Here is a 20,548-nt window from a genome sequence, read left to right as displayed (position 1 = left end):
CTTCAGCCGATGTGGTCCGCCAGGGCCCTCAGCAGCTCCACGACGCCCTCCGGGCCGTCCACCACCACATCCGCCCGGTCCCTGAGCTCCGTCACCTCGTCGCTGCCGCTGCACACCAGCAGGCCCGGGGTGCCGGTCGTGCGGAGGGCGTCGACGGCGGAGTAGGCGGGGAGGTCGCCCAGGTCGTCGCCGCCGTAGAGGACCGAGCCGGCGCCGATCTCCCGGGCGTATTCGCTCAGGGCGACGCCCTTGTCCATGCCGGGCGGGCGCAGTTCGAGGACCATGCGGCCGGGCTCGACGATCAGGCCGTGCCGGGTCGCCAGGTGGGTGAGCGGCTCGCGCAGGGCCTCGAAGGCGGCCTGCGGGTCGGCGGCCCGGCGGGTGTGCACGGCCACCGCCCGGCCCTTGTCCTCCACCCAGGTCCCGCTCCCTTCGAGCAGCCCGGGCAGCTCGGCGCGGACGGCGTCGACGCCGGGGTGCGGGTCGGGCGCGGTGACCTCGCCGCTGCGGGCGTCCCACCGCTCGGCGCCGTAGTGCCCGAGGACGACGAGGTGTTCAAGACCCGGGACGTTCGCGAAGCCGCCGTTGCGCACGGCGACCTCGGCGGGCCGGCCGGTGATCACCGCGATGGCGGCGACCTTCGGGGCGAGCGCCACCAGCGCGCCCAGTGCCTCCGGATGGGCCCGGGCCAGCTCGGGGTCGGCGACGATCGGCGCGAGCGTCCCGTCGAAGTCCAGGGCGATCAGGGCCTTGCCGGGGTCGGCGAACAGGGCGGCGAGCCCGTCCTGCCCGGCAGGAGTGGCGGGGGCGGGGAGGGCGCCCGCGTCGGGAGTGTCCGGTGCCGCCGCCGTGTCGGCCCCGGGCAGGCCGCCCTGCCCGCGCCGCGCGGCCGGTGAGTCGTTCGCCGGGCCCCGGCCCGACGCGCCCCTCTGGCTGCTCATCCGGTCCTCAGCCCCTCAGCGCGTCGAGCTGGTCCAGGAACCACCGGGCCGGTGGCAGGGCCGTCGCCGCGGCGGCCAGGCGCTTGGTGCGCTCGGCGCGTTCCTCGGGACGCATCGACAGCGCCTCGTGCAGGGCCGCGGCCGTGCCCGTGACGTCGTAGGGGTTCACCGTGATCGCGTCCTCGCCCAGCTCCTCGTGCGCCCCGGCCTCCCGGGACAGCACCAGCGCGCAGCCCGCGTCGGAGACGACGGGAACCTCCTTGGCGACGAGGTTCATGCCGTCGCGGATGGGGTTGACGAGGGCCACGTCGGCCAGCCGGTAGGCGGCCAGGGAGCGGGCGAAGTCGTCCTTGACGTGCAGCACGACCGGCTTCCAGCCCGGCGTGCCGTACTCGGTGTTGATCTCGTCCGCGAGCCGCTGCACCTCGGCCGTGTAGTCCCGGTACACCGCGAGGTCCTGCCGGGAGGGGTAGGCGAAGGCGACGTGCACCACCCGCTCGCGCCACTCGGCGTGCGCCTCCAGCAACCGCCGGTAGGCCAGGAGGCCGCGCACGATGTTCTTGGACAGCTCGGTGCGGTCCACCCGGACGATGGTGCGGCGGCCCTCGCCGATCTCCTCGCGCAGCGCGGCCATCCGCTCCTCGACGTCCGGCTCGTGGGCACGCTTGCGCAGGAAGTCCGCGTCGGCGCCGAGGCCGTGCACCCCGACCCGGGTGCCGCCCAGCCCGCCCGCGAACCGCTCGGCGCACGCGGTGAACGCCTCCGCCCAGCGCTCGGTGAGGAAGCCCAGCCGGTCCGCGCCGAGCATGCCGCGCAGCACCTGCCCGGCCACGTCGTCCGGCAGCATCCGGAAGTACTCGGGAGGCGCCCACGGCGTGTGCGAGAAGTGCCCGATGCGCAGGTCGGGCCGCAGCTCGCGGAGCATGCCAGGCACCAGCGTCAGGTGGTAGTCCTGCACCACGACCGCCGCACCCTGCCCGGCCTCCTCGGCCAGCGCCTCGGCGAACGCCCGGTTGTACGCCTCGTAGGACGCCCACTGCCGCCGGAACTCCGCGTCGAAGACGGGCTCCAGGGGCGTCTGGTAAAGCATGTGGTGCACGAACCACAGGACCGAGTTGGCGATGCCGTTGTACGCGTCGGCGTGCACGTCGGCCGGGATGTCCAGCATCCGCACGCCGTCCTCGCCGACGCCGCGCCTCACCGCCTCCCGGTCGCCGTCGGAGAGCGCCGAGCACACCCACAGCGCGTCCGCGTCCGAGCCGATCGCCGAAAGCCCGGAGACCAGCCCGCCGCCGCCCCGCTTGGCGTCCAGCGAACCGTCCTCTCCCACCGTGTACGAGACCGGGCCACGGTTGGAGGCCACCAGCACCTGTGCAGCACCGTACGTCGAAGCCATAAGCCTCAACCTAGCCCGGCCCCCAAACGCTCAAACGTGCGGATCTGCCGCGCCCGGCCGAAAACGGCCCCGGTCAGGCCGCCTTCCGCGCCTGGTACTCGGCGATCTCCACCATCGGCGGACGCTCCTCGGTGTCCACGGAGTACGTCCGCGGCTCGAAGCCGTCCGCGCCCCGCTCGAACTGGGTCAGGGACGGCCGGATCAGATGCCCGCGGGCCAGCCGCAGCTGGGCCGTGCGGTAGATCGCGGCGGCCATCCGGCCCAGCGCCTGCCCGTCCTGGTGCCGGTGCTTGCGCACCCCCACGTCCACCTGGGCGAGGGCGTCCAGGCCCACCAGGTGCAGGGCGTCCACGAGCATGCCCAGCTCCACGCCGTACCCGACCGGGAACGGCAGCTGCTCCAGCAGCGAGCGGCGGGCCGCGTACTCGCCGCCGAGCGGCTGCACGAACCCGGCCAGCTGCGGCCAGTGCATGTTGAGCAGCGGGCGCGCCATCAGCTCGGTGACCCGGCCGCCCTGTCCGGCAGCGCCGGCGAGGGGGCGGTCGTACATGGCCTTCACCAGGTTGACGTCCGGGTCCGTGAGCAGCGGGCCCACGATCCCCGAGACGAAGTCGGACGAGAAGTCCCTCAGGTCCGCGTCGACGAAGCAGACGATGTCCCCGCTGGTGACGAGCAGCGAGCGCCACAGCACCTCGCCCTTGCCGGGCACGGCGGGCAGGCGCGGGAGGATCTCGTCCCGGTGCACCACCCGCGCGCCCGCGGCGGCGGCCACCTCGGACGTACGGTCGGTCGATCCCGAGTCGACGACGACCAGCTCGTCGACGAGCGGGACCTGCCGCATCAGGTCGTGGCGGATGACGGCGGCGATGTCGCCGACCGTCGCCTCCTCGTTCAGCGCGGGCAGCACGACACTGACCGTCTGGCCCGTGCGCTGCTTGGCGGCGAGAATCTGGTGGAGCGGGCGATCGTTCGCGGACCAGGAACGAGTGCTCAGCCAGCGCTCGACTTCTTCCAGCACCGTGGCGGCTCCTCTGCGTACTCTCGGCGGGACGGACTGCCCGCCGCGGTAGCGGCTGATGGGTACAGTCATCTCGCGGTTCGGACGACTATCTCAACTGTCCTGGTCGTCGGTTACAGTCTTGGACAACGCGGATGACCATCGCATGTCCGGGGTCACCCGCCGCCTACAACCACATACAGCTCATCCAGAGGGGCAGAGGGAAACGGCCCGATGAAGCCCCGGCAACCCTCCAGTCGGTTCTCGTAGGTCACTGGCGACCACACGCGCGAGGCTCCCGGCTCGGGAAGGTGCCAAATCCGTCTCACGGCGAGATGCGTCGTGAGGAAGATGAGGAGAAAGGGCCTCGCCTCACATGGCTGCGCAGACTGTTGCAAGCACCACTGAATCCACCGTAGACCTCGGCCCCGCCGCCGCGCTGAGCTGCCGCGAGTGCGGTCACCGCGTACCCCTCGGACCGGTCTTCGCGTGCGAGGAGTGTTTCGGCCCGCTGGAGATCGCCTACGACTTCTCGGCCTACGGCACCGAAGAGCTCCGCAAGCGCATCGAAGCGGGCCCCGCGAACATCTGGCGCTACGCCCCGCTGCTGCCCGTCCCGGCCGACGTGGCGGACAAGCCGAACATCAACCCGGGCTGGACCGCGCTGGTCAAGGCCGACAACCTCGCGCGCGAGCTGGGTGTCGACGCCGGCAAGCTGTTCGTGAAGGACGACTCCGGCAACCCGACGCACTCCTTCAAGGACCGCGTCGTCGCCCAGGCCCTTGAGGCGGCCCGCGCCTTCGGCTTCACCACGCTCTCCTGCTCCTCCACCGGCAACCTCGCCGGCGCCGTGGGTGCCGCCGCGGCCCGCGCGGGCTTCCGCTCCTGCGTGTTCATCCCGCACGACCTGGAGCAGGGCAAGGTCGTCATGGCCGCGATCTACGGCGGCGAGCTCGTCGGCATCGAGGGCAACTACGACGACGTGAACCGCTTCTGCTCCGAGCTGATCGGCGACCCGGCCGGTGAGGGCTGGGGCTTCGTCAACGTCAACCTGCGGCCGTACTACGCGGAGGGTTCCAAGACCCTGGCGTACGAGATCTGTGAGCAGCTCGGCTGGCAGCTGCCGGACCAGCTCGTGGTGCCGATCGCCTCCGGCTCGCAGCTCACGAAGATCGACAAGGGTCTGCAGGAGCTGATCAAGCTCGGTCTGGTCGAGGACAAGCCGTACAAGATCTTCGGTGCGCAGGCGCTCGGCTGCTCGCCGGTGTCGACGGCGTTCAAGGCCGGGCACGACGTGGTGCGGCCGCAGAAGCCGGACACGATCGCCAAGTCCCTGGCGATCGGCAACCCGGCGGACGGGCCGTACGTGCTGGACATCGCGCGGCGGACCGGTGGTGCGGTGGAGGACGTGACGGACGAGCAGGTCGTCGAGGCGATCAAGCTGCTCGCGCGGACCGAGGGTGTGTTCGCGGAGACCGCCGGTGGGGTGACGGTGGGGGTGACGAAGAAGCTGCTGGAGAACGGGCTGCTCGACCCGTCGAAGTCGATCGTCGTTCTGAACACGGGTGATGGGCTGAAGACGCTGGACGCGGTGGCCGGGACCGGGCTCACCGCGACCATCCGGCCCAACCTGGACTCGTTCCGTGAGGCTGGGCTGGTCTGATCGTTTTCCGCTGCGGGCCGGTGGGGGCTGGTCGCGCAGTTCCCCGCGCCCCTAGGTATCTCGCCCAACCGGAGGTTTTGAAGTCATGAGCGTCACCGTTCGGATCCCCACCATCCTGCGTACCTACACCGGCGGGCAGGCCGAGGTCGCCGCCGAGGGCGCGAACCTCGGTGAGGTCATCGCCGACCTGGAGAAGAACCACACCGGGATCGCCGCCCGGGTGCTGGACGACCAGGGCAAGCTGCGGCGGTTCGTCAACGTCTACGTCAACGACGACGACGTGCGGTTCGAGCAGGGTCTTGAGACGGCGACGCCGGACGGTGCCGGTGTGTCGATCATTCCCGCCGTCGCCGGCGGCTGAACCGGTCGACCGGCTTGATTGTTACCTTCGGTAACGACGGTCACTGAGAGTTTATCGAATTGCCCCCTCCGTAAGAGAAGCGGAGGGGGCAATTCTGTGTGGTTGAGCGGGGTACAGTTGGGGAACGCGGTCTCGATCCTCTGATCGGAACCCTGAATTCCCGCTACGAGCCCGACAAGATGTAGCCAAAGTGTGTATGTCTTTTGCGGCTTTTGTTCCCTTTGTGTGGCCCGACTTGCCCTGAATTCGGGCGAATTCTCCCCACATTCCGGACCCTGCGCGTCCAGAATTCTCGTCCGATTGACCTGTTGCAGACGGCAGTTGGACAGATACATTCAGCCGCGGTCGACGCGTTCCGGCGCACGCCCCCAACCGTGGGGGGTGAGGTCTGACCCGGGTCCGCGAAGTGTGGATCTGTGCAAGGGCCAGTAATAGGGGAGTTAGGCATGGCTCAGGGCACCGTCAAGTGGTTCAACGCGGAGAAGGGGTACGGCTTCATCGCGGTCGACGGTGGTGCGGATGTTTTCGTCCACTACAGCGCGATCCAGATGGACGGCTACCGCACCCTTGAAGAGGGCCAGCGGGTCGAGTTCGAGATCTCGCAGGGTCAGAAGGGACCGCAGGCCGACATGGTTCGCGTCTCTGCCTGAACGCGCACCACGACCACAGCTCAGCGATCGGTCTTCTCTGAAGGGCCCGCACCCCCCCCGGGGGGTGCGGGCCCTTCGGCCTGTTCGCACGCCCTGTCGGACCGTGTTCGCGGGCGGCTGACGCCCCCGCCCGATCCGCGGGAGGCGCTTGCGCCCGCCCGTCACCCGACCGCCACCCCTCGACGAGCACTCGCTACGCGAGCGCGCCTTGCACTCTCGGGGGTCGAGTGCTAATCATTGCGTTAGCACTCTGAAGGTGAGAGTGACAACGTAAGGACCGGGTCGGTGAGGCCCGCAGGCCGGGTGGGGAAGGAACCCACGAGGCAAGCGAGCCGTCCGTCGCGGGCGCGGGCGCGGTCCGAAGTAATCACCCCCAGTCCTGGAGGGACCACTTCACATGGCCAAGATCATCGCGTTCGACGAGGAGGCGCGGCGCGGCCTCGAGCGCGGCATGAACCAGCTCGCGGACGCCGTCAAGGTGACGCTCGGCCCCAAGGGCCGCAACGTCGTCCTCGAGAAGAAGTGGGGCGCGCCCACGATCACCAACGATGGTGTCTCCATCGCCAAGGAGATCGAGCTCGAGGACCCGTACGAGAAGATCGGCGCCGAGCTGGTCAAGGAAGTCGCCAAGAAGACGGACGACGTCGCCGGTGACGGTACGACCACCGCGACCGTTCTCGCCCAGGCCCTGGTCAAGGAGGGTCTGCGCAACGTAGCCGCCGGCGCCAACCCGATGGCCCTCAAGCGGGGTATCGAGAAGGCCGTCGAGGCCGTCTCCGCCGCCCTGCTGGAGCAGGCGAAGGACGTCGAGACCAAGGAGCAGATCGCTTCCACGGCCTCCATCTCCGCCGCCGACACCCAGATCGGCGAGCTCATCGCCGAGGCGATGGACAAGGTCGGCAAGGAAGGCGTCATCACCGTCGAGGAGTCCCAGACCTTCGGTCTGGAGCTGGAGCTCACCGAGGGTATGCGCTTCGACAAGGGCTACATCTCGGCGTACTTCGCGACCGACATGGAGCGTATGGAGGCCGTCCTCGACGACCCGTACATCCTGATCGCGAACTCCAAGATCTCGAACGTCAAGGACCTGCTGCCGCTCCTCGAGAAGGTCATGCAGTCCGGCAAGCCGCTGCTGATCATCGCCGAGGACGTCGAGGGCGAGGCCCTGTCGACCCTGGTCGTCAACAAGATCCGCGGCACCTTCAAGTCCGTCGCCGTCAAGGCCCCGGGCTTCGGCGACCGCCGCAAGGCGATGCTGCAGGACATCGGCATCCTCACCGGCGGCGAGGTGATCTCCGAGGAGGTCGGCCTCAAGCTGGAGAACGCCACGCTCGACCTGCTGGGCAAGGCCCGCAAGGTCGTCATCACCAAGGACGAGACCACCATCGTCGACGGTGCCGGCTCCGCCGACCAGGTCCAGGGTCGCGTGAACCAGATCCGCGCCGAGATCGAGAACAGCGACTCGGACTACGACCGCGAGAAGCTGCAGGAGCGCCTGGCGAAGCTCGCCGGCGGTGTCGCGGTCATCAAGGCCGGTGCCGCCACCGAGGTGGAGCTCAAGGAGCGCAAGCACCGCATCGAGGACGCCGTGCGCAACGCCAAGGCGGCCGTCGAGGAGGGCATCGTCGCCGGTGGTGGCGTGGCCCTGCTGCAGGCCTCCCAGGTCTTCGAGAAGCTGGAGCTCGACGGTGACGAGGCGACCGGCGCCAACGCCGTGAAGCTCGCGCTGGAGGCCCCGCTGAAGCAGATCGCCGTCAACGGTGGTCTCGAGGGCGGCGTCGTCGTGGAGAAGGTCCGCAACCTCACCGTCGGCCACGGCCTGAACGCCGCGACCGGTGAGTACGTCGACATGATCGCCGAAGGCATCATCGACCCGGCGAAGGTGACCCGCTCTGCCCTGCAGAACGCCGCCTCCATCGCCGCGCTGTTCCTCACCACCGAGGCCGTCATCGCCGACAAGCCGGAGAAGGCCGCCGCGCCCGCCGGTGGCGGTATGCCGGGCGGTGACATGGACTTCTGATCGACCCCCGGGTTGATCAACGTCCTTGCCGAGGGCGGCACCTCCTGTTCCGACAGGAGGTGCCGCCCTCGGGCGTGTACGGGACACGCGCGGGGCGCGTGGCCGGGATCACAGCGGGGGTGGGATGGCCGGGTGGGCCCGCATGGTTGAAGGTTAGGTCCTATGCGCATGCACATACCCTCTGGTATCCGAAAGTGAGCCCCTACGTGACTGTCGCCGCCTCCGCTTCCCGCGCCGCCGAAATCCTGTCCCGGCCCGTAACGCTGGGCGGCCTGACCGTTCCGAACCGGATCGCGATGGCGCCGATGACCCGCATGTTCTCCCCGGGCGGCGTGCCCGGCGAGGACGTCGTCTCGTACTACGCGCGCCGCGCCGCCGCCGGAGTCGGCCTGATCGTCACCGAGGGCACCTACGTGGGCCACGAGTCGGCCGGGCAGAGCGACAGCGTGCCGCGGTTCCACGGCGACGAGCAGCTCGCGGGGTGGGCGAAGGTCGCCGAGGCGGTGCACGCCGCCGGCGGCACGATCGTGCCGCAGCTGTGGCACATCGGCATGGTCCGCAACCAGGGTGAGCCCCCGTTCGCCGACGCCCCGGCCGTCGGCCCCTCCGGCCTGCGCATCGGCGCCGACGAGCCCACCGGCAAGGCCATGACCCAGGCCGACATCGACGCCGTCATCGGCGCCTTCGCCGAGGCCGCTGCCGCCGCCGAGCGCATCGGCTTCGACGGCGTCGAACTGCACGGCGCCCACGGCTACCTGCTCGACCAGTTCCTCTGGGAGGGCACCAACCGCCGCACCGACGCCTACGGCGGCGACCGGGTCGCCCGCGCCAAGCTCTCGGAGGAGATCGTCGCGGCCGTCCGCGAGACCGTCTCCGCCGACTTCCCCGTCATCTTCCGCTTCTCCCAGTGGAAGCAGGAGGCCTACCGCGCCCGTCTCGCCGAGACGCCCGAGGAGCTGGAGTCCATCCTGGCGCCGCTGGCCGCCGCCGGTGTCGACGCCTTCCACGCCTCCACCCGCCGCTACTGGGTCCCCGAGTTCGACGACTCGGACCTCAACCTGGCCGGCTGGACCAAGAAGCTCACCGGCAAGCCCACCATCACCGTCGGCTCGGTCGGCCTGGACGGTACCGACTTCCTCAAGTCCTTCCAGGGCGAGAGCGCCGAGGTCGGCGACCTCGACAACCTCCTCGACCGCTTCGAGCGCGACGAGTTCGACATGGTCGCCGTCGGTCGTGCCCTGCTCCAGGACCCCGAGTGGGCCCGCAAGGTGCTCGACGGCCGCTTCGAGGAGCTGGCCCCGTACAGCCCGGCGGCGCTGAAGACCCTCAGCTGACCCGTCTTCCACCCGGATCCGAACGGGGTGCCTGGATGTGCTTGCGTCAGTCAAGGAGACTGACCGGACGCTGTTCACCGGCACCCCGTGAGGAGACCCGCAGATGACGACGACCGACTCCCGCCCCTCGCCGGGCGGCCCCTCCGAGCAGCCCGGCCCGGTGGTGCGCACCACCGCCGGTGCGGTACGCGGACGGAAGGAGGACGGCCTCGCCGTCTTCCGCGGCATCCCCTTCGCAGCGCCCCCGGTGGGCGAGGCCCGCTTCCAGGCCCCGCGCCCCGCCGAGACCTGGGACGGCATACGCGACGCGTACGCCTTCGGCCCGCCGCCCCCGCAGGACCTCGGCCTGATGGGCGGCCCGGGTCTGATCGACGTGCCCCAGGGCGACGACTGGCTCACGGTCAACGTCTGGACCCCCGAGCCCGACCCGGCGGCCCACCGCCCGGTGATGGTGTGGATCTACGGAGGCGCCTACAAGCTCGGTCACGCCGGCAGCCCCGGCTACGACGCCCGGCACATCGCCGCCGACGGTGACGTGGTGGTCGTGTCCCTGAACTACCGTCTGGGCATGGAGGGGTTCGCGTTCATCGAGGGAGCCCCCGCCAACCGCGCACTGCTCGACCAGGTGGCCGCCCTGGAGTGGGTGCGGGACAACATCGAGTCCTTCGGCGGCGACCCCGACCAGGTCACGGTCTTCGGGGAGTCGGCGGGCGCCGGTTCGGTGGCCTCGCTGCTCTCCATGCCGCGCGCGGCCGGTCTGTTCCGGCGGGCGATCGCCCAGAGCGTGCCGGGGACGTTCTTCTCCGACGCCCTGGCCCGCGACATGGGCACCGCCCTCGCCGCCGAGGTGGGCCTTCGCCCCACGGCCGCCGACCTGTCGACGATCGCCCCGCGCAAGCTGACCTCGGCGGGCGAGGCGCTGGGCCCCAAGATGCCCCAGTACATCGACCGCTGGGGCCAGGCGGCGCCGACGGTCACGCCGTTCTCGCCGGTGGTCGACGGCGAGGTGCTGCCGACGAGCCCGTGGCAGGCGCTGAGGGCGGGTTCCGCGCAGGACGTCGAGCTGCTCGTCGGTCACAACCGTGACGAGTACCGGCTGTTCGTTGCCATGGCGGGCCAACTCGGCCAGCTCAGTGAGGAGCGGGCGGCCTCGGCCCTGCGTCTCTTCGCGCCCGGCTCCGACGGTGAACAGGCCTACCGTGCGGCCTTCCCGGAGGCCTCCCCTTCGGAGCTCTACGAACGCGTCCAGACGGACTGGCTGTTCAGCATGCCCACCCTGCACCTGGCCGAGGCGCAGCGCGCGGGCGGCGGACGCGCTCACGTCTATGAACTGACCTGGCCGGCCCCGGGCAACGGGGGCGCGCTCGGCGCGTGCCACGGCCTGGACATCCCGCTGCTCTTCGGCACGTACGGGGCGGACCTGGGGCTGCTGCTGTTCGCGGGCGCGGAGCCCTCCGCCGAGGCCCTCGCGCTGTCGTCCCGCTTCCGCGCGTCCTGGACGTCCTTCGCGAGGACGGGGGACCCGGGCTGGCCGGCGTACGACGACGAGCGGCGGCTGGTGCAGGTACTGGACGCTGAGCCGGTGGTCACGGCGTACCCGGAGGAGCGGTCGCGGCGGCTGTGGGAGGGGTACGAGTTCCTGCCCCTGCCGCTGCTGGGATGACCTAGAGGTTGCCCATCGGCTCGATGTCGACCCGCACGGGCGTCCCCCACACCCGCAGCACCTCGTAGTCGGTGAACTCGTGCACCAGCCGGTACGCCATGGCGGCCCGGGGTGCCTTGCGCTGGGCGTTGATGAACAGCTCCGCCTCGCGTCGGTCCCGGCGCGGGGTGCCGCACAGCTGCCAGGCCTGACCGTTCCACAGCTCCGCCAGCCAGCGCTGCTGGGGCTGGGGACGGTCGCCGCGCACGCCGTAGCGGGACGGCGAGGGTTCGGCGGGCTGCTGCTGGGGGGCGGGCCCGTTGAACTCCGCCCGGCGGGCCGCCCTGCGCCGCGTCTCGCACAGCAGGCACAGATCGGGCGCGGCCTCGTCGACGGGGCCGTTCGGATGCTCGGGGCAGCGGGTGGTGGGCGCGGCCGTGGTGACGCTGTCCTCCAGCAGGTCGAGGGCACGCTTCAGATCGGCCTTGACCTCGTGCAGTTTGCCGTCCGGGGTGTCGGAGGTGAGGGCATCCCCGTGCTCGCCGAGGAGGCGTAGGGCGCGGCCTAGGGCGGTGAGCTGGGCGTGGTTCATGAGTCCATTGTCGTCAGTCGGCGTAGTCCTTGAGTTCTTCGGTGTCCAGGGTGAAGCCGAGAGGCTCCGGCAGCTCGACCGGGCTGCCCCAGGAATGAGCGGCCTTTTGCTGGTATCGGCCGTCTCGGGGCTCGCTGTACACGACGACCGTGTTGTTGTCGCGGTCGATGAGCAGGTAGACCGGGATGTCGACTGCCGCGTAGCCGACGGGCTTGTCGATGCGGTCCCGCTGGTTGGTGTCGCGGTCGTGGGAGGTGATCTCGACGACCATGAGGACGCCGTTGGCAGCGGACCACTCACCGTGCCCTTTGAAGTGCCCCCGTCGTACGAGAGCCCCGTCGGCCCGGGCTCGGCCCTTGCGGTAGGCCTCGGTCCGGACGCCTCGCTCGTGATGGAGACGCAGGTCCGGCCGATGCTGCAGGCACTGCTCAAGCAGCCACATGTGGATCTCGCTGTGGTTGCCGTCCGGCATGGGCTTGACCTCTAGTTTTCCGTTGATGTACTCCAGCCGCACGGTCTCCGGGGCGCGGCGCTCCAGCTCCTCGAAGTCCTCGACGCTGAGCGGGTCCTTCGTGCGGACGCGTCCGTCGACGTATTCGAGCCGGACGTGGTCCGGTGCCACGTCGAGCAGATCCTCGAAGTCCTCGAAGGGCATCAGCGGGCGGTCAGCGGTACCAGGGGTCATGGTGGTGCCTCCTCCCTTCCATCGTGCCCTCAGGGAGTGACGCCGCACCGTAGGAGCCGTCATGTGTGTGCCCTCTCTTGTCGTCTTCGGGACATAGCAGCGCGGATCTGGGCCGCGTGGTCGTGAACCGTGGGGGCGGGCAGGGGTGCGGGGGGTTGCGTGGGGGCGCGTTCGCCCCGGCAGGCGCTGCAACGGCCTCCTGGCAGGGTTTCCGGGCGGCCCGGGGCGCCGCAGTTCGCGCACTCCAGGACTCGGAGAGGCGGACGTGGGGCGGGTGGGGGTGGAAGTTTGCTGGTCAGGCGGTTGCGGACCAGGGCTGCGGCGTGGTGGACGGGTGTCGGCAGGCCGGCGGTGAGGGCACGCAGTACGTCGTCCTCCGTGGCGCCGCGCTCGAACCAGTCCGTCACCAGTGGGGCGAGCGTCGCGCAGTCTGCCTGGGAGAGGGACAGGACGGGTGCGGTGCGGCCGAGGGCGGCCAGGAGGATGTGGGCGCGGGAGCGGGTGGGGCGTGCCGCCTGTGGCTGTGGTGCGTCGCCGCGGGTGAACGCCGCCCACCAGTCGTCATCCCGGGCGGTGCGGGACCACCACGATCGGGTGATCCATCGGGAGCTGCCGTCGTCGGCCGTGATGCACTCCCGACCTCGGCGCAGGTGGCCCTCCCGCTGGAGGCGATTGAGGGCGGTGCCGAGGGCGCACTGTCCGTACGGGAGCTGTTTGGCCAGCGTCTTCACGGAGATGTCGGCGCCGTCGGGGAGTCGGTCGAGGTAGGCGGCGATGGCGGCTTCGCGGGGTGGAAGGTATGTGAAGTCGTGCCTCGTGCCGAGGAGTTGGCCGGGGGCGGTGCGTTTGCCGTAGCCCGGGTTCGCCAGAGGGTGCGCGGACGGGGAGGCAGCACTAAAGTTGGCGTCAGCCATGGGATCGACGTCTTTCGATCTCGATGGTTAAGCCCCCGCAGGTGTTGGCGCACCGGGCGGGGGCTGTTGCTTGTCCACGAACGTTAGAGGGCTGTCACTGTCCGTGGCAAGCCGAACGCGTCACGTCAACATGCGGGGTGGGAGGGTGGGTTGAGGCCCTCCACCCGTTCCTTGAAAAGAGGGCTCGAAGCCCGGGTCCCGAAGCTCAGGCCTTCTCGTCCTTGAGGTTCTCGACGAAGGCGGACCAGGCGGTGGCCCGGAACACGAGCTTCGGGCCGTGGGGGGTCTTGGAGTCGCGGACGGGGATGACGCCAGGAAGTGCCTGGGTGACTTCCAGGCAGTTGTCGCCGGTGCCGCCGCTGTAGCTGGACTTGTACCACTCAGGCATGTTCCTCATGGTCGTAATCCTGCGCCATCGCATCGAGGAGGGCCAGAGACTTCTCAGGCGAGAGGGCTGAAGCCGTGAGGAGTTCGAAGTAGAGCCTGTATCGCGCGACGGTGGCGGGGTCGTCCTCCAGCCGTCCCGTGTCGACTCCTTCGAGGTAGACCAGCGGAGGGGCATCGCCGAAGTCCATCAATCTGACGCAGCCCTGCATCCCTGGGTGGGCTCCCGCATCGAACGGCAGCACCTGAACGATGGCGCGGCTCTGGCGGATCAGGCCGATGAGGTGGCGTAGAGCGCCCGCCATCACCTCCGGCCCGCCGGTCACCCGACACAGTGCGGCTTCGTCAATCACTGTCCACAACAACGGCCTTGTTGGATCGGAGAGGATCCGCGCCCGCTCCATCCGGCCTGTCACCAGCTCCTCGATGAATTCTTCTGCCGTCGAGGGCAGGTAAGCACGGCTGACGGCTCGTGCGTATGCCGGGGTCTGGAGCAATCCAGGGATCAGCATCGATGCGTACTCCCTGATGGCAGTGGCCTGTGTCTCTGCCTCTGCCGCTTCCGCGAAGTGCTCGCGATACTTCGACTTCGCCGCCGCCGCGCAATTCCGCTGGAAGAAGTCCTCCGTCCCCAGCACCTCGTCCAGCAACCGCGCGTACTCCCGCTGCAACCTCCGCGTCCCCGCCTCCAGCTGCCCGATGAACGACCCGCTCACGAACAGCCGCTGCCCCAGTTCCTCCTGGCTCAGGCCGGCCTTCTCGCGGGCGTGGCGGAGTTCGGCGCCCAGGAGGGCTCGGGGGGAGGAGGACGGGTCGAGGTCCCTGGAACCGGGCATGGGCAACTCCCTGTCGTACAGATCGGGTTGTTGGGCGCCGTATCTGGCCAGGCTAGAGACGGTTCGGCCACGCTGTGTGCTGAATCACAAACTCAGCGTGGAGGTAGGGAACCGTGCGTTCGACCGAAGAGATCGTGCAATCGCTGCGGGACGCCCTCGCCGGAGTCGGGGTCGTGCTGCCGTCGCTGGGCGTCGATCCCGTGACCGGTGCGAGTGACGAGCCGTTCGCGCTGGTCGACTTGGGGCGGTGCAACGTACGGACGGCCGAGCATCTCACCGACGTACTGCGGTCGCTGCCCGTGAGGGAGACGCTGCGGGCGCGCGTGCGGCAGGTCAACCGGGAGCCCAAGTCGCGGTGAAGCAATGGTGTCCGACAGATGTACAACCATTTGCCCGCCCTTGCCGTCGAACAGACGTATCGCGCGTACACCCCGGCGTTCGCCCCACCGCACGCCACCCACGAAGACACGTCCTTTCCCAGAGAAAGCCTCTCCATGACGTTCCGTTGGTTGTGCGGTGTCCTGCGTGTGCGCGGGAAGACCGACCTTTTGCTTGTGTTCCTGTTCGCCGCCGGATTCGCCGCACTGCCCGTCTTCGCGTTGCTCCCGTCGCTGTGGGGCTTCGCGGTCGCCTCGGCCGTGACATACGCCGCGGACGAGGTGCTGCACACGCGCTCGCCCGCCTTCGTGCGGCGGTTGGCCGCGCTGCAGCTGACCCGCACGATGCGGTTCGCCGTGCGGACGGTGATGCTGCTCGTGCTGGCCGACCGGATGGACGCGCCGGGCGCGGTGCTGGTCGCCGCGTCGGCCGTGTTCGCCGCCCACTTCACCCTGGTGATCCTGTACACGGCGGTGCATCACGCCATCCGGCGGCGGCGCACGCTGCCGGTCGTGGTGCGCAACCTCGACATGAGCGCCGCGGGCATTCCGCAGTCCCCGCCCGCGCTCCTCTACCGGCGGTTCCTGCGCAAGCTGCTGCACCTGGACCTGCCCGCCCACGGGGGGCTGCTCGTCGCGCTCGCGGCGGGGGCCTGGCAGCCCGCGGGCATCGGTTTCGCCCTCACCGCCGGGCTCGCGGTCGCGGCCGTCGCGGCGCTGCTGGGGCAGCTGCGCCGGGCCCGCCGGATGCCGTCGGGCGACGAGGTGATCGCCGAGGTCAACCGCCAACTCGCCGGATACCGGCCGGAGGTGGCGCTGTACTTCAGTTTCGCGTCCGTGTCCCGGGACTTCATGTACCAGGTCAACATGTGGATCGAGACGCTGGAGCAGCTCGACCGGCGGCCGTTGATCATCCTGCGGGAGCGGGCCTCGTTCCGCTACCTCGGCCGTACGTCGATCCCGGTCGTGTGCGTGCCCAAGGCCGACGATGTGGCACAGCTGGAGCTGCCCGAGCTGCGGGTGGTGCTCTACCCGGGCAACGCGGGCAAGAACGTGCACATGCTGCGCGTCGCCGAGGCCAAGCACGTGTTCATCGGGCACGGCGACAGCGACAAGCTCGCCAGCAGCAACCGGGTCAGCAAGGTGTACGACGAGATCTGGGTGGCCGGCCGGGCCGGACGGGACCGCTACCAGCGGGTGCGGCACGCCATCAGCGACGAGGCGATCGTCGAGGTGGGCCGCCCGCAGCTGTCGTCGATCCGACTGCACGCCGACCATGTGCCGGGACCGCTTCCGACCGTGCTGTACGCGCCGACCTGGGAGGGCTGGAGCGACGACGACTGCCACACGTCGCTGATCCCGATGGGTGTGCCGCTGATCGAGAAGCTGCTCGCCGAGAACGTACGGATCCTCTACAAGCCGCATCCCCTCACCGGGAAGCGCTCGCGCACGGCGGCCGAGGCGGACCGGGCCATCCGTGAGCTGCTGCGCGCCGACAACGAGCGGCGCGACGCCCGGGAAACCGAGGCCGCGACGGCCGACGCCCGGCCGCGGCTCGCCGAGATCCAGGCCCGGCTCGGCGAACTGTCGGGGCGGCTCGCCGGCGACGACGCGCAGCAGACGCGCGAGGCTCGGGTCGCCCGGCTGGAGGGGGAAGCGGAGTGGCACGAGCTGCGTGCCGCATGGCACCGGATCTTCTGGGAGAGCCGGGGCCCCGTCGCGCACCAGGTGATCAGGCGGCAACTGCCCACGCTCTACGAGTGCTTCGACCAGGCCGACATCCTGATCAGCGATGTGTCGTCCGTGGTCGCGGACTTCGTGGCGAGCCTCAAGCCGTACGTGCTGACCAATGCGAACGACCTGCCCGACGAGGACTTCCGGGCGGCGTACACCACCGCAGGGGGCGCCTATCTCCTCGACCGGGACTGCGCACGGCTGCCGGAGATCCTCGACTCGGTGCGCGAGCCGCGGCACGACCCGATGGCACCCGAGCGCCGGGTCCTCAAGGAGTACGTCCTGGGCCCGGACCGTCCCACCTCGACGGAGCGGTTCAACGCCGCCGTCAACGCCCTGGCCGAGAAGGCCGCCGCGGAGCAGGACGAGCGCTGCGAGGGGAGGCAGCCGCTGGTCGCCGGTCTTTCGGGCTGACCGGGGCCGGTCCGGCTCCGGTCGGCTGAGGCGCGGGCCGCTTGGAGGCCCTCTGCGGCGGGCAGCGCCGCCGGGGCTGAGGCGGGCACCGGCTTGACCCTCACGTCGCGGGAGGCCGGAGGGTGGGTGCATGAGCGACCACTACAACGCGTTCGAGATGAGCCCTGTGCCCGCCCCCGGGCCTGACGCCGTCGCGCCGGAGCCGTTCCGCGGCATCTACGGCATGCCCGCGTTCGTGACGATCCCCACGAGCGATCTGGCGGCTTCGGCGGACTTCTGGGTTCGTGGGCTCGGATTCTTCGAACTGTTCAGCATCCCCGGCACGCTGGTGCACCTGCGCCGGTGGGCGTTCCAGGACGTCCTCCTCGTCTCGGCGCCGAGCGCTCCGGAGCAGGCACCGGCGATGAGCGTCAGCTTCGCGTGCGTGCTCGGCGAGATCGACGCCGTCGCCGAGTCCTGCCGTGCGCTGCGGCCGGACTCGGTCGACGGTCCACGGGACACTCCCTGGACCACCCGCGACGTGGAGGTGATCACGCCCGAGAACGCACGGATCGTGTTCACCGCGGCCAAGCCGTTCGACCCGGACAGTGAGGAGGCACGGAACCTCGCGGCAGTCGGCATCGCCCGGCCCGGTCTCGGTCGCGGCGACAATCGTCCTGGATGACTCGACCGCGGACGCGCCCGGCGCGTTGCGGGCGCAGCAGGCTCAGGTCGCCGAACGGATCGAGCGCCTCCAGCAGCTCGGCCCCGGGTGGAACCCGGACTGGACCGCCCAGGCCCGTCAGCGCTACGGAGACACCACGCAGTGGCAGCAGTACGCCGAACGCTCTGCCTCGCGTGGTCCGGAGGAATGGCAGGCCGTAGCCGACGCGGTGGCCGGTCTCGACCGTGCCCTCGGGGAGGCGATGGACGCCGGTGTCGCACGGGCAGCCCGGAGGCGAACCGGCTCGTGGAGCGGCACCGCGAGGTGTTCGCCTCGTACTTCCCCCTCACCCGGCAGATGCAGGTGTGCCTGGGGCGCAGATATGAGGCCGATCCGGGCTTCGCCGCCCACTACGACGGCATCCGGCCCGGCCTCGCCTCGTGGTTTCGCCGGATCGTCGACGCCGAGGCCCGGGCCCACGGCATCGACCCCGACAGCGCGACCTGGCGGTAGATCGCCCGGGGCCGGGGCCGGGGCCGGCCGCCTCGCCGGGGCCGGTCTCGTCAGTCGGTCGCCGCCAGCGCCGCCCTCAGGTGCCCCCCGGACTCCTCCAGCAGGCGGGCCGCCGTCGGGCCGTCCACACCGGCCAGGATGCTCAGGATGGCGTTCTTCACCTCGCCGTCGGTGGCGGCCAGGGCGCGGTCGATCTCGTCGTCCGCGGCGCCGGTGGCGAGGGCGACGATGCGGTGGGAACGGGCGCGGAGCTTGTCGTTGGAGGCGCGGACGTCGACCATCAGGTTCCCGTAGGTCTTGCCCAGCCGGATCATCGTGATCGTCGAGAGCATGTTGAGGACGAGCTTCTGCGCCGTGCCGGACTTCAGGCGGGTGGAGCCGGTGAGCAGTTCGGGGCCCACCACGATCTCGATGCCGTGGTCCGCCGCCGCCGCGAGCGGGCTGCCGGGGTTGCAGGCGAGGCCGATGGTGAGGGAGTCGCGGGCCCGGGCGTGCTCGACGGCGCCGATGGCGTACGGGGTGCGGCCCGAGGCGGAGATGCCGACGACCGTGTCGTCGGGGGTCAGGGTGAGGGCGTCCAGGTCCGCCCGGGCCAGTTCCCGGGAGTCCTCCGCGCCCTCGACCGAGGTGACCACGGCGTCCGGGCCGCCCGCGATCAGACCGACGACCCTGGCGGGGTCGGTGTTGAACGTGGGCGGGCACTCGGAGGCGTCCAGGATGCCCAGCCGGCCAGCCGTGCCCGCGCCCGCGTAGACCAGCCGGCCGCCCCGGGCCATCCGCTGCGCGACGGCGTCGATCGCGGCGGCGATCTGCGGCAGCCGCGCCGCGACCGCCCCGGCCACGGTGGCGTCCTCGCCGTTCATCAGCCGGGCGATGTCGAGGGTGGACAGCCGGTCGATGTCCGCGAGTTCCGGCCGGAAGGCCTCGGTGGTCAGGGACTCCAACTCGGTCCTGAGATCACGGGGGTGGGAGGTGGAGGTCATGGACGGCTCTTTCCGTGTCTTTCCGGTGCTGGGCGGGGCGGCTGCCTCAGGAACGATGCCGGTGGGCCAGCGCCTCGTACGACGCCGACAGCGCCGGCGCCGCCTTCTCGTACGTCCGCTGCGCCACCCCCACGAACAGGCAGTCCACCACGAGGAGCTGACCGGTCCGGGACGACATGGCCGCCGGGCGCAGCTCGCTCTCCCGTGCGGTGGACGTGGTGAGGACGTGGTCGGCGTACTGCGTGACCGGGCCGTCGGGGCGGCCGGTGATCGCCACCGTCGTCGCCCCGCGCTCGAAGGCCACCCGCAGCGGCTCTATGACGTCCCCCGTCGACCCGGAGTGCGTGATGGCGATCGCGACGTCGCCCGCGCGCAGTTGCACGGCGTTGGTGACGGCCAGGTGCGGATCGCTGTGCGCGTGCGCCATCAGGCCTATGCGCAACAGCTTCTGCGTGAGGTCCTGCGCGACCAGACCGGACGCCCCGACGCCGTAGACGTCGGTGCGGCGGGCCGTGGTCAGCGCGGTGACGGCCGCGGCCAGTTGGACCGTGTCGAGACCGGCGGCCGTGTCGGCGAGGGTCTGCTGCTCGTCGTAGGCGAGCTTGGCGACCACGTCCGCGATCGGGTCGTCCACCGCGATGTCCGTCGTGATGGCCGGGGCGCGGCCCGACTGCTGCTGGGCTGCGAGGCCGGCGAGGGCCAGGCGCAGGTCCCGGTAACCCGGATAGCCCAGCAGGCGGGCGGTGCGTACGACGGTGGCCTCGCTGGTGCCGGTGAGTTCGGCCAGGCCCGTGACCGTGAGGGCAGCACAGCCGGCCGGGTCGTTCGCGACGGCCTCGGCGACGCGCTGCATGGACCGCGTCATCGACGGCCCCAGCGTGCGGACCTTGGCCGCGAGGGCCGCCGGGGCGGGCGGGGCGCCGCTCACCCCGGCGGAGCCGCCACGCTCGCGGGCGAAAATTTCCTTCACGTCACGGGTCACGATTGAAAGATATTTTCGGGGCGGCGCCGGGGTCAAGAGTGCGCACAATGGGTGCATGGAACCCATCAGCCCCCTGGAGCAGGCGCTGCACGCCGCGCGCGCCCTCGTGCTGGCCGACCTCGTCGCGGGTCGCGTCGCCGACGCGGATGTCGTGTCGCTGGTCGAGGAGTCCGTCAAGCAGCGCCGGTGGTGGGTCGAGCAGTGGCCCGAGGGCGCCCGGTACGTGGCCGGCCTGGTCGCGCAGGACGTCCAGGACGCCCTGCTGGAGCGGTACGGCCGCTGGCCGCTGTGCCCGGTGTGCGGCACCGGCGACCCGCACGCCCTCGATGTGGAACCGGAGTTGGGGCCCGACCCGCACTGGGTGTGCAGCGAGGCGGGCGTGAAGGTCGCCGCGGTGGGGTCACTGGGCGAGGCCCTCGGCGGGCCGGCGTCCTCGTGAGGCCGGTGGCGATCCCCGTGAGGCCCTGGTGACGATTTCCGTGAGGCC

20 protein-coding genes, 1 pseudogene and 1 riboswitch are annotated in these 20,548 nt (G+C 70.7%); of the genes and pseudogenes, 11 read left to right on the top strand and 10 right to left on the bottom strand.

The annotated features are described in order from the left end of the window. Positions 1-2: 2 nt before the first annotated feature. From otsB to ACFY5B_RS13425, 3 genes are all read right to left on the bottom strand, one after another. Complete coding sequence (gene otsB, locus ACFY5B_RS13435) at positions 3-941, bottom strand: trehalose-phosphatase (RefSeq protein ID WP_389968465.1); 939 nt, start codon at positions 939-941, stop codon at positions 3-5. 7 nt (positions 942-948) lie between these two features. After that, positions 949-2,337 carry a trehalose-6-phosphate synthase gene (locus ACFY5B_RS13430; protein ID WP_389968463.1) on the bottom strand — a complete coding sequence of 463 codons (1,389 nt, stop codon included), beginning with the start codon at positions 2,335-2,337 and terminating at the stop codon, positions 949-951. Positions 2,338-2,410: 73 nt separating this feature from the next. Further along, positions 2,411-3,355 (bottom strand): glucosyl-3-phosphoglycerate synthase, encoded by a 945-nt coding sequence (locus tag ACFY5B_RS13425; protein WP_389968461.1) that lies wholly within the window; start codon positions 3,353-3,355, stop codon positions 2,411-2,413. A gap of 180 nt (positions 3,356-3,535) precedes the next feature. Further along, positions 3,536-3,692: riboswitch (SAM riboswitch) on the top strand. An 18-nt stretch (positions 3,693-3,710) separates the two neighbouring features. On the opposite strand from ACFY5B_RS13425, the gene thrC reads away from it, so the two are divergent. From thrC to ACFY5B_RS13395, 6 genes are all read left to right on the top strand, one after another. Continuing rightward, positions 3,711-4,997 carry a threonine synthase gene (thrC, locus tag ACFY5B_RS13420; RefSeq protein WP_389968459.1) on the top strand — a complete coding sequence of 429 codons (1,287 nt, stop codon included), beginning with the start codon at positions 3,711-3,713 and terminating at the stop codon, positions 4,995-4,997. An 85-nt stretch (positions 4,998-5,082) separates the two neighbouring features. Further along, entirely contained in the window at positions 5,083-5,358 is a 276-nt protein-coding gene (locus ACFY5B_RS13415; RefSeq protein ID WP_003991133.1) for a MoaD/ThiS family protein, read from the top strand. A gap of 446 nt (positions 5,359-5,804) precedes the next feature. Continuing rightward, positions 5,805-6,008 carry a cold-shock protein gene (locus ACFY5B_RS13410; RefSeq protein WP_010035953.1) on the top strand — a complete coding sequence of 68 codons (204 nt, stop codon included), beginning with the start codon at positions 5,805-5,807 and terminating at the stop codon, positions 6,006-6,008. 397 nt (positions 6,009-6,405) lie between these two features. Next, positions 6,406-8,028, top strand: coding sequence for a chaperonin GroEL (groL, locus tag ACFY5B_RS13405; protein ID WP_161366664.1), 1,623 nt, complete (start codon positions 6,406-6,408; stop codon positions 8,026-8,028). A 206-nt stretch (positions 8,029-8,234) separates the two neighbouring features. Further along, entirely contained in the window at positions 8,235-9,362 is a 1,128-nt protein-coding gene (locus tag ACFY5B_RS13400; RefSeq protein WP_376646831.1) for an NADH:flavin oxidoreductase, read from the top strand. 103 nt (positions 9,363-9,465) lie between these two features. Continuing rightward, entirely contained in the window at positions 9,466-11,025 is a 1,560-nt protein-coding gene (locus tag ACFY5B_RS13395; protein ID WP_389968456.1) for a carboxylesterase/lipase family protein, read from the top strand. A gap of 1 nt (position 11,026) precedes the next feature. On the opposite strand, the gene ACFY5B_RS13390 is transcribed toward ACFY5B_RS13395, so the two are convergent. The 5 genes from ACFY5B_RS13390 to ACFY5B_RS13370 form a co-directional block, all read right to left on the bottom strand. Beyond that, positions 11,027-11,596: a hypothetical protein gene (locus ACFY5B_RS13390; protein ID WP_389968454.1), complete on the bottom strand. Its 570-nt coding sequence runs from the start codon at positions 11,594-11,596 to the stop codon at positions 11,027-11,029. A 13-nt stretch (positions 11,597-11,609) separates the two neighbouring features. Then, positions 11,610-12,281 carry a Uma2 family endonuclease gene (locus ACFY5B_RS13385; protein ID WP_389968452.1) on the bottom strand — a complete coding sequence of 224 codons (672 nt, stop codon included), beginning with the start codon at positions 12,279-12,281 and terminating at the stop codon, positions 11,610-11,612. A 59-nt stretch (positions 12,282-12,340) separates the two neighbouring features. Beyond that, positions 12,341-13,150 carry a hypothetical protein gene (locus ACFY5B_RS13380; RefSeq protein ID WP_389968515.1) on the bottom strand — a complete coding sequence of 270 codons (810 nt, stop codon included), beginning with the start codon at positions 13,148-13,150 and terminating at the stop codon, positions 12,341-12,343. Between the two features lie 250 nt (positions 13,151-13,400). Further along, positions 13,401-13,583: a DUF397 domain-containing protein gene (locus ACFY5B_RS13375; protein WP_375136677.1), complete on the bottom strand. Its 183-nt coding sequence runs from the start codon at positions 13,581-13,583 to the stop codon at positions 13,401-13,403. Further along, entirely contained in the window at positions 13,576-14,415 is an 840-nt protein-coding gene (locus tag ACFY5B_RS13370) for a Scr1 family TA system antitoxin-like transcriptional regulator (protein ID WP_389968450.1), read from the bottom strand. Before ACFY5B_RS13370 ends, ACFY5B_RS13375 begins: the two co-directional genes overlap by 8 nt. A 113-nt stretch (positions 14,416-14,528) precedes the next feature. On the opposite strand from ACFY5B_RS13370, the gene ACFY5B_RS13365 reads away from it, so the two are divergent. From ACFY5B_RS13365 to ACFY5B_RS13350, 4 genes and pseudogenes are all read left to right on the top strand, one after another. Continuing rightward, positions 14,529-14,774 carry a hypothetical protein gene (locus ACFY5B_RS13365; protein WP_358327371.1) on the top strand — a complete coding sequence of 82 codons (246 nt, stop codon included), beginning with the start codon at positions 14,529-14,531 and terminating at the stop codon, positions 14,772-14,774. A 135-nt stretch (positions 14,775-14,909) separates the two neighbouring features. Continuing rightward, on the top strand, positions 14,910-16,940 hold the full coding sequence (locus ACFY5B_RS13360; RefSeq protein ID WP_389968448.1) for a hypothetical protein: 2,031 nt from the start codon (positions 14,910-14,912) through the stop codon (positions 16,938-16,940). A 130-nt stretch (positions 16,941-17,070) separates the two neighbouring features. Further along, positions 17,071-17,604: a VOC family protein gene (locus tag ACFY5B_RS13355; RefSeq protein ID WP_389968446.1), complete on the top strand. Its 534-nt coding sequence runs from the start codon at positions 17,071-17,073 to the stop codon at positions 17,602-17,604. Continuing rightward, a pseudogene (locus tag ACFY5B_RS13350) lies at positions 17,594-18,096 on the top strand (TipAS antibiotic-recognition domain-containing protein); the annotation flags it as partial. The gene ACFY5B_RS13355 and the pseudogene ACFY5B_RS13350, both read left to right, overlap by 11 nt. Before the next feature lie 50 nt (positions 18,097-18,146). On the opposite strand, the gene murQ reads toward ACFY5B_RS13350, so the two are convergent. Together murQ and ACFY5B_RS13340 are read right to left on the bottom strand one after the other, a co-directional pair. After that, entirely contained in the window at positions 18,147-19,079 is a 933-nt protein-coding gene (gene murQ / locus ACFY5B_RS13345; RefSeq protein WP_389968444.1) for an N-acetylmuramic acid 6-phosphate etherase, read from the bottom strand. Positions 19,080-19,125: 46 nt separating this feature from the next. Beyond that, entirely contained in the window at positions 19,126-20,061 is a 936-nt protein-coding gene (locus ACFY5B_RS13340; protein ID WP_389968442.1) for a MurR/RpiR family transcriptional regulator, read from the bottom strand. A 55-nt stretch (positions 20,062-20,116) separates the two neighbouring features. Here ACFY5B_RS13340 and ACFY5B_RS13335 point away from each other — a divergent pair, with 55 nt between their 5' ends. Further along, positions 20,117-20,500, top strand: a complete 384-nt coding sequence (locus ACFY5B_RS13335) for a hypothetical protein (RefSeq protein WP_389968440.1) — start codon at positions 20,117-20,119, stop codon at positions 20,498-20,500. The last annotated feature ends 48 nt before the right edge of the window (positions 20,501-20,548 follow it).

It is taken from the genome of Streptomyces sp. NPDC013187 (assembly GCF_042899705.1).
GTDB classification, from domain to species: domain Bacteria; phylum Actinomycetota; class Actinomycetes; order Streptomycetales; family Streptomycetaceae; genus Streptomyces; species Streptomyces hawaiiensis_A.
The sequence above is the reverse complement of the archived record's forward strand: the minus strand, read 5'-3'. Positions and strand labels throughout refer to the sequence as shown.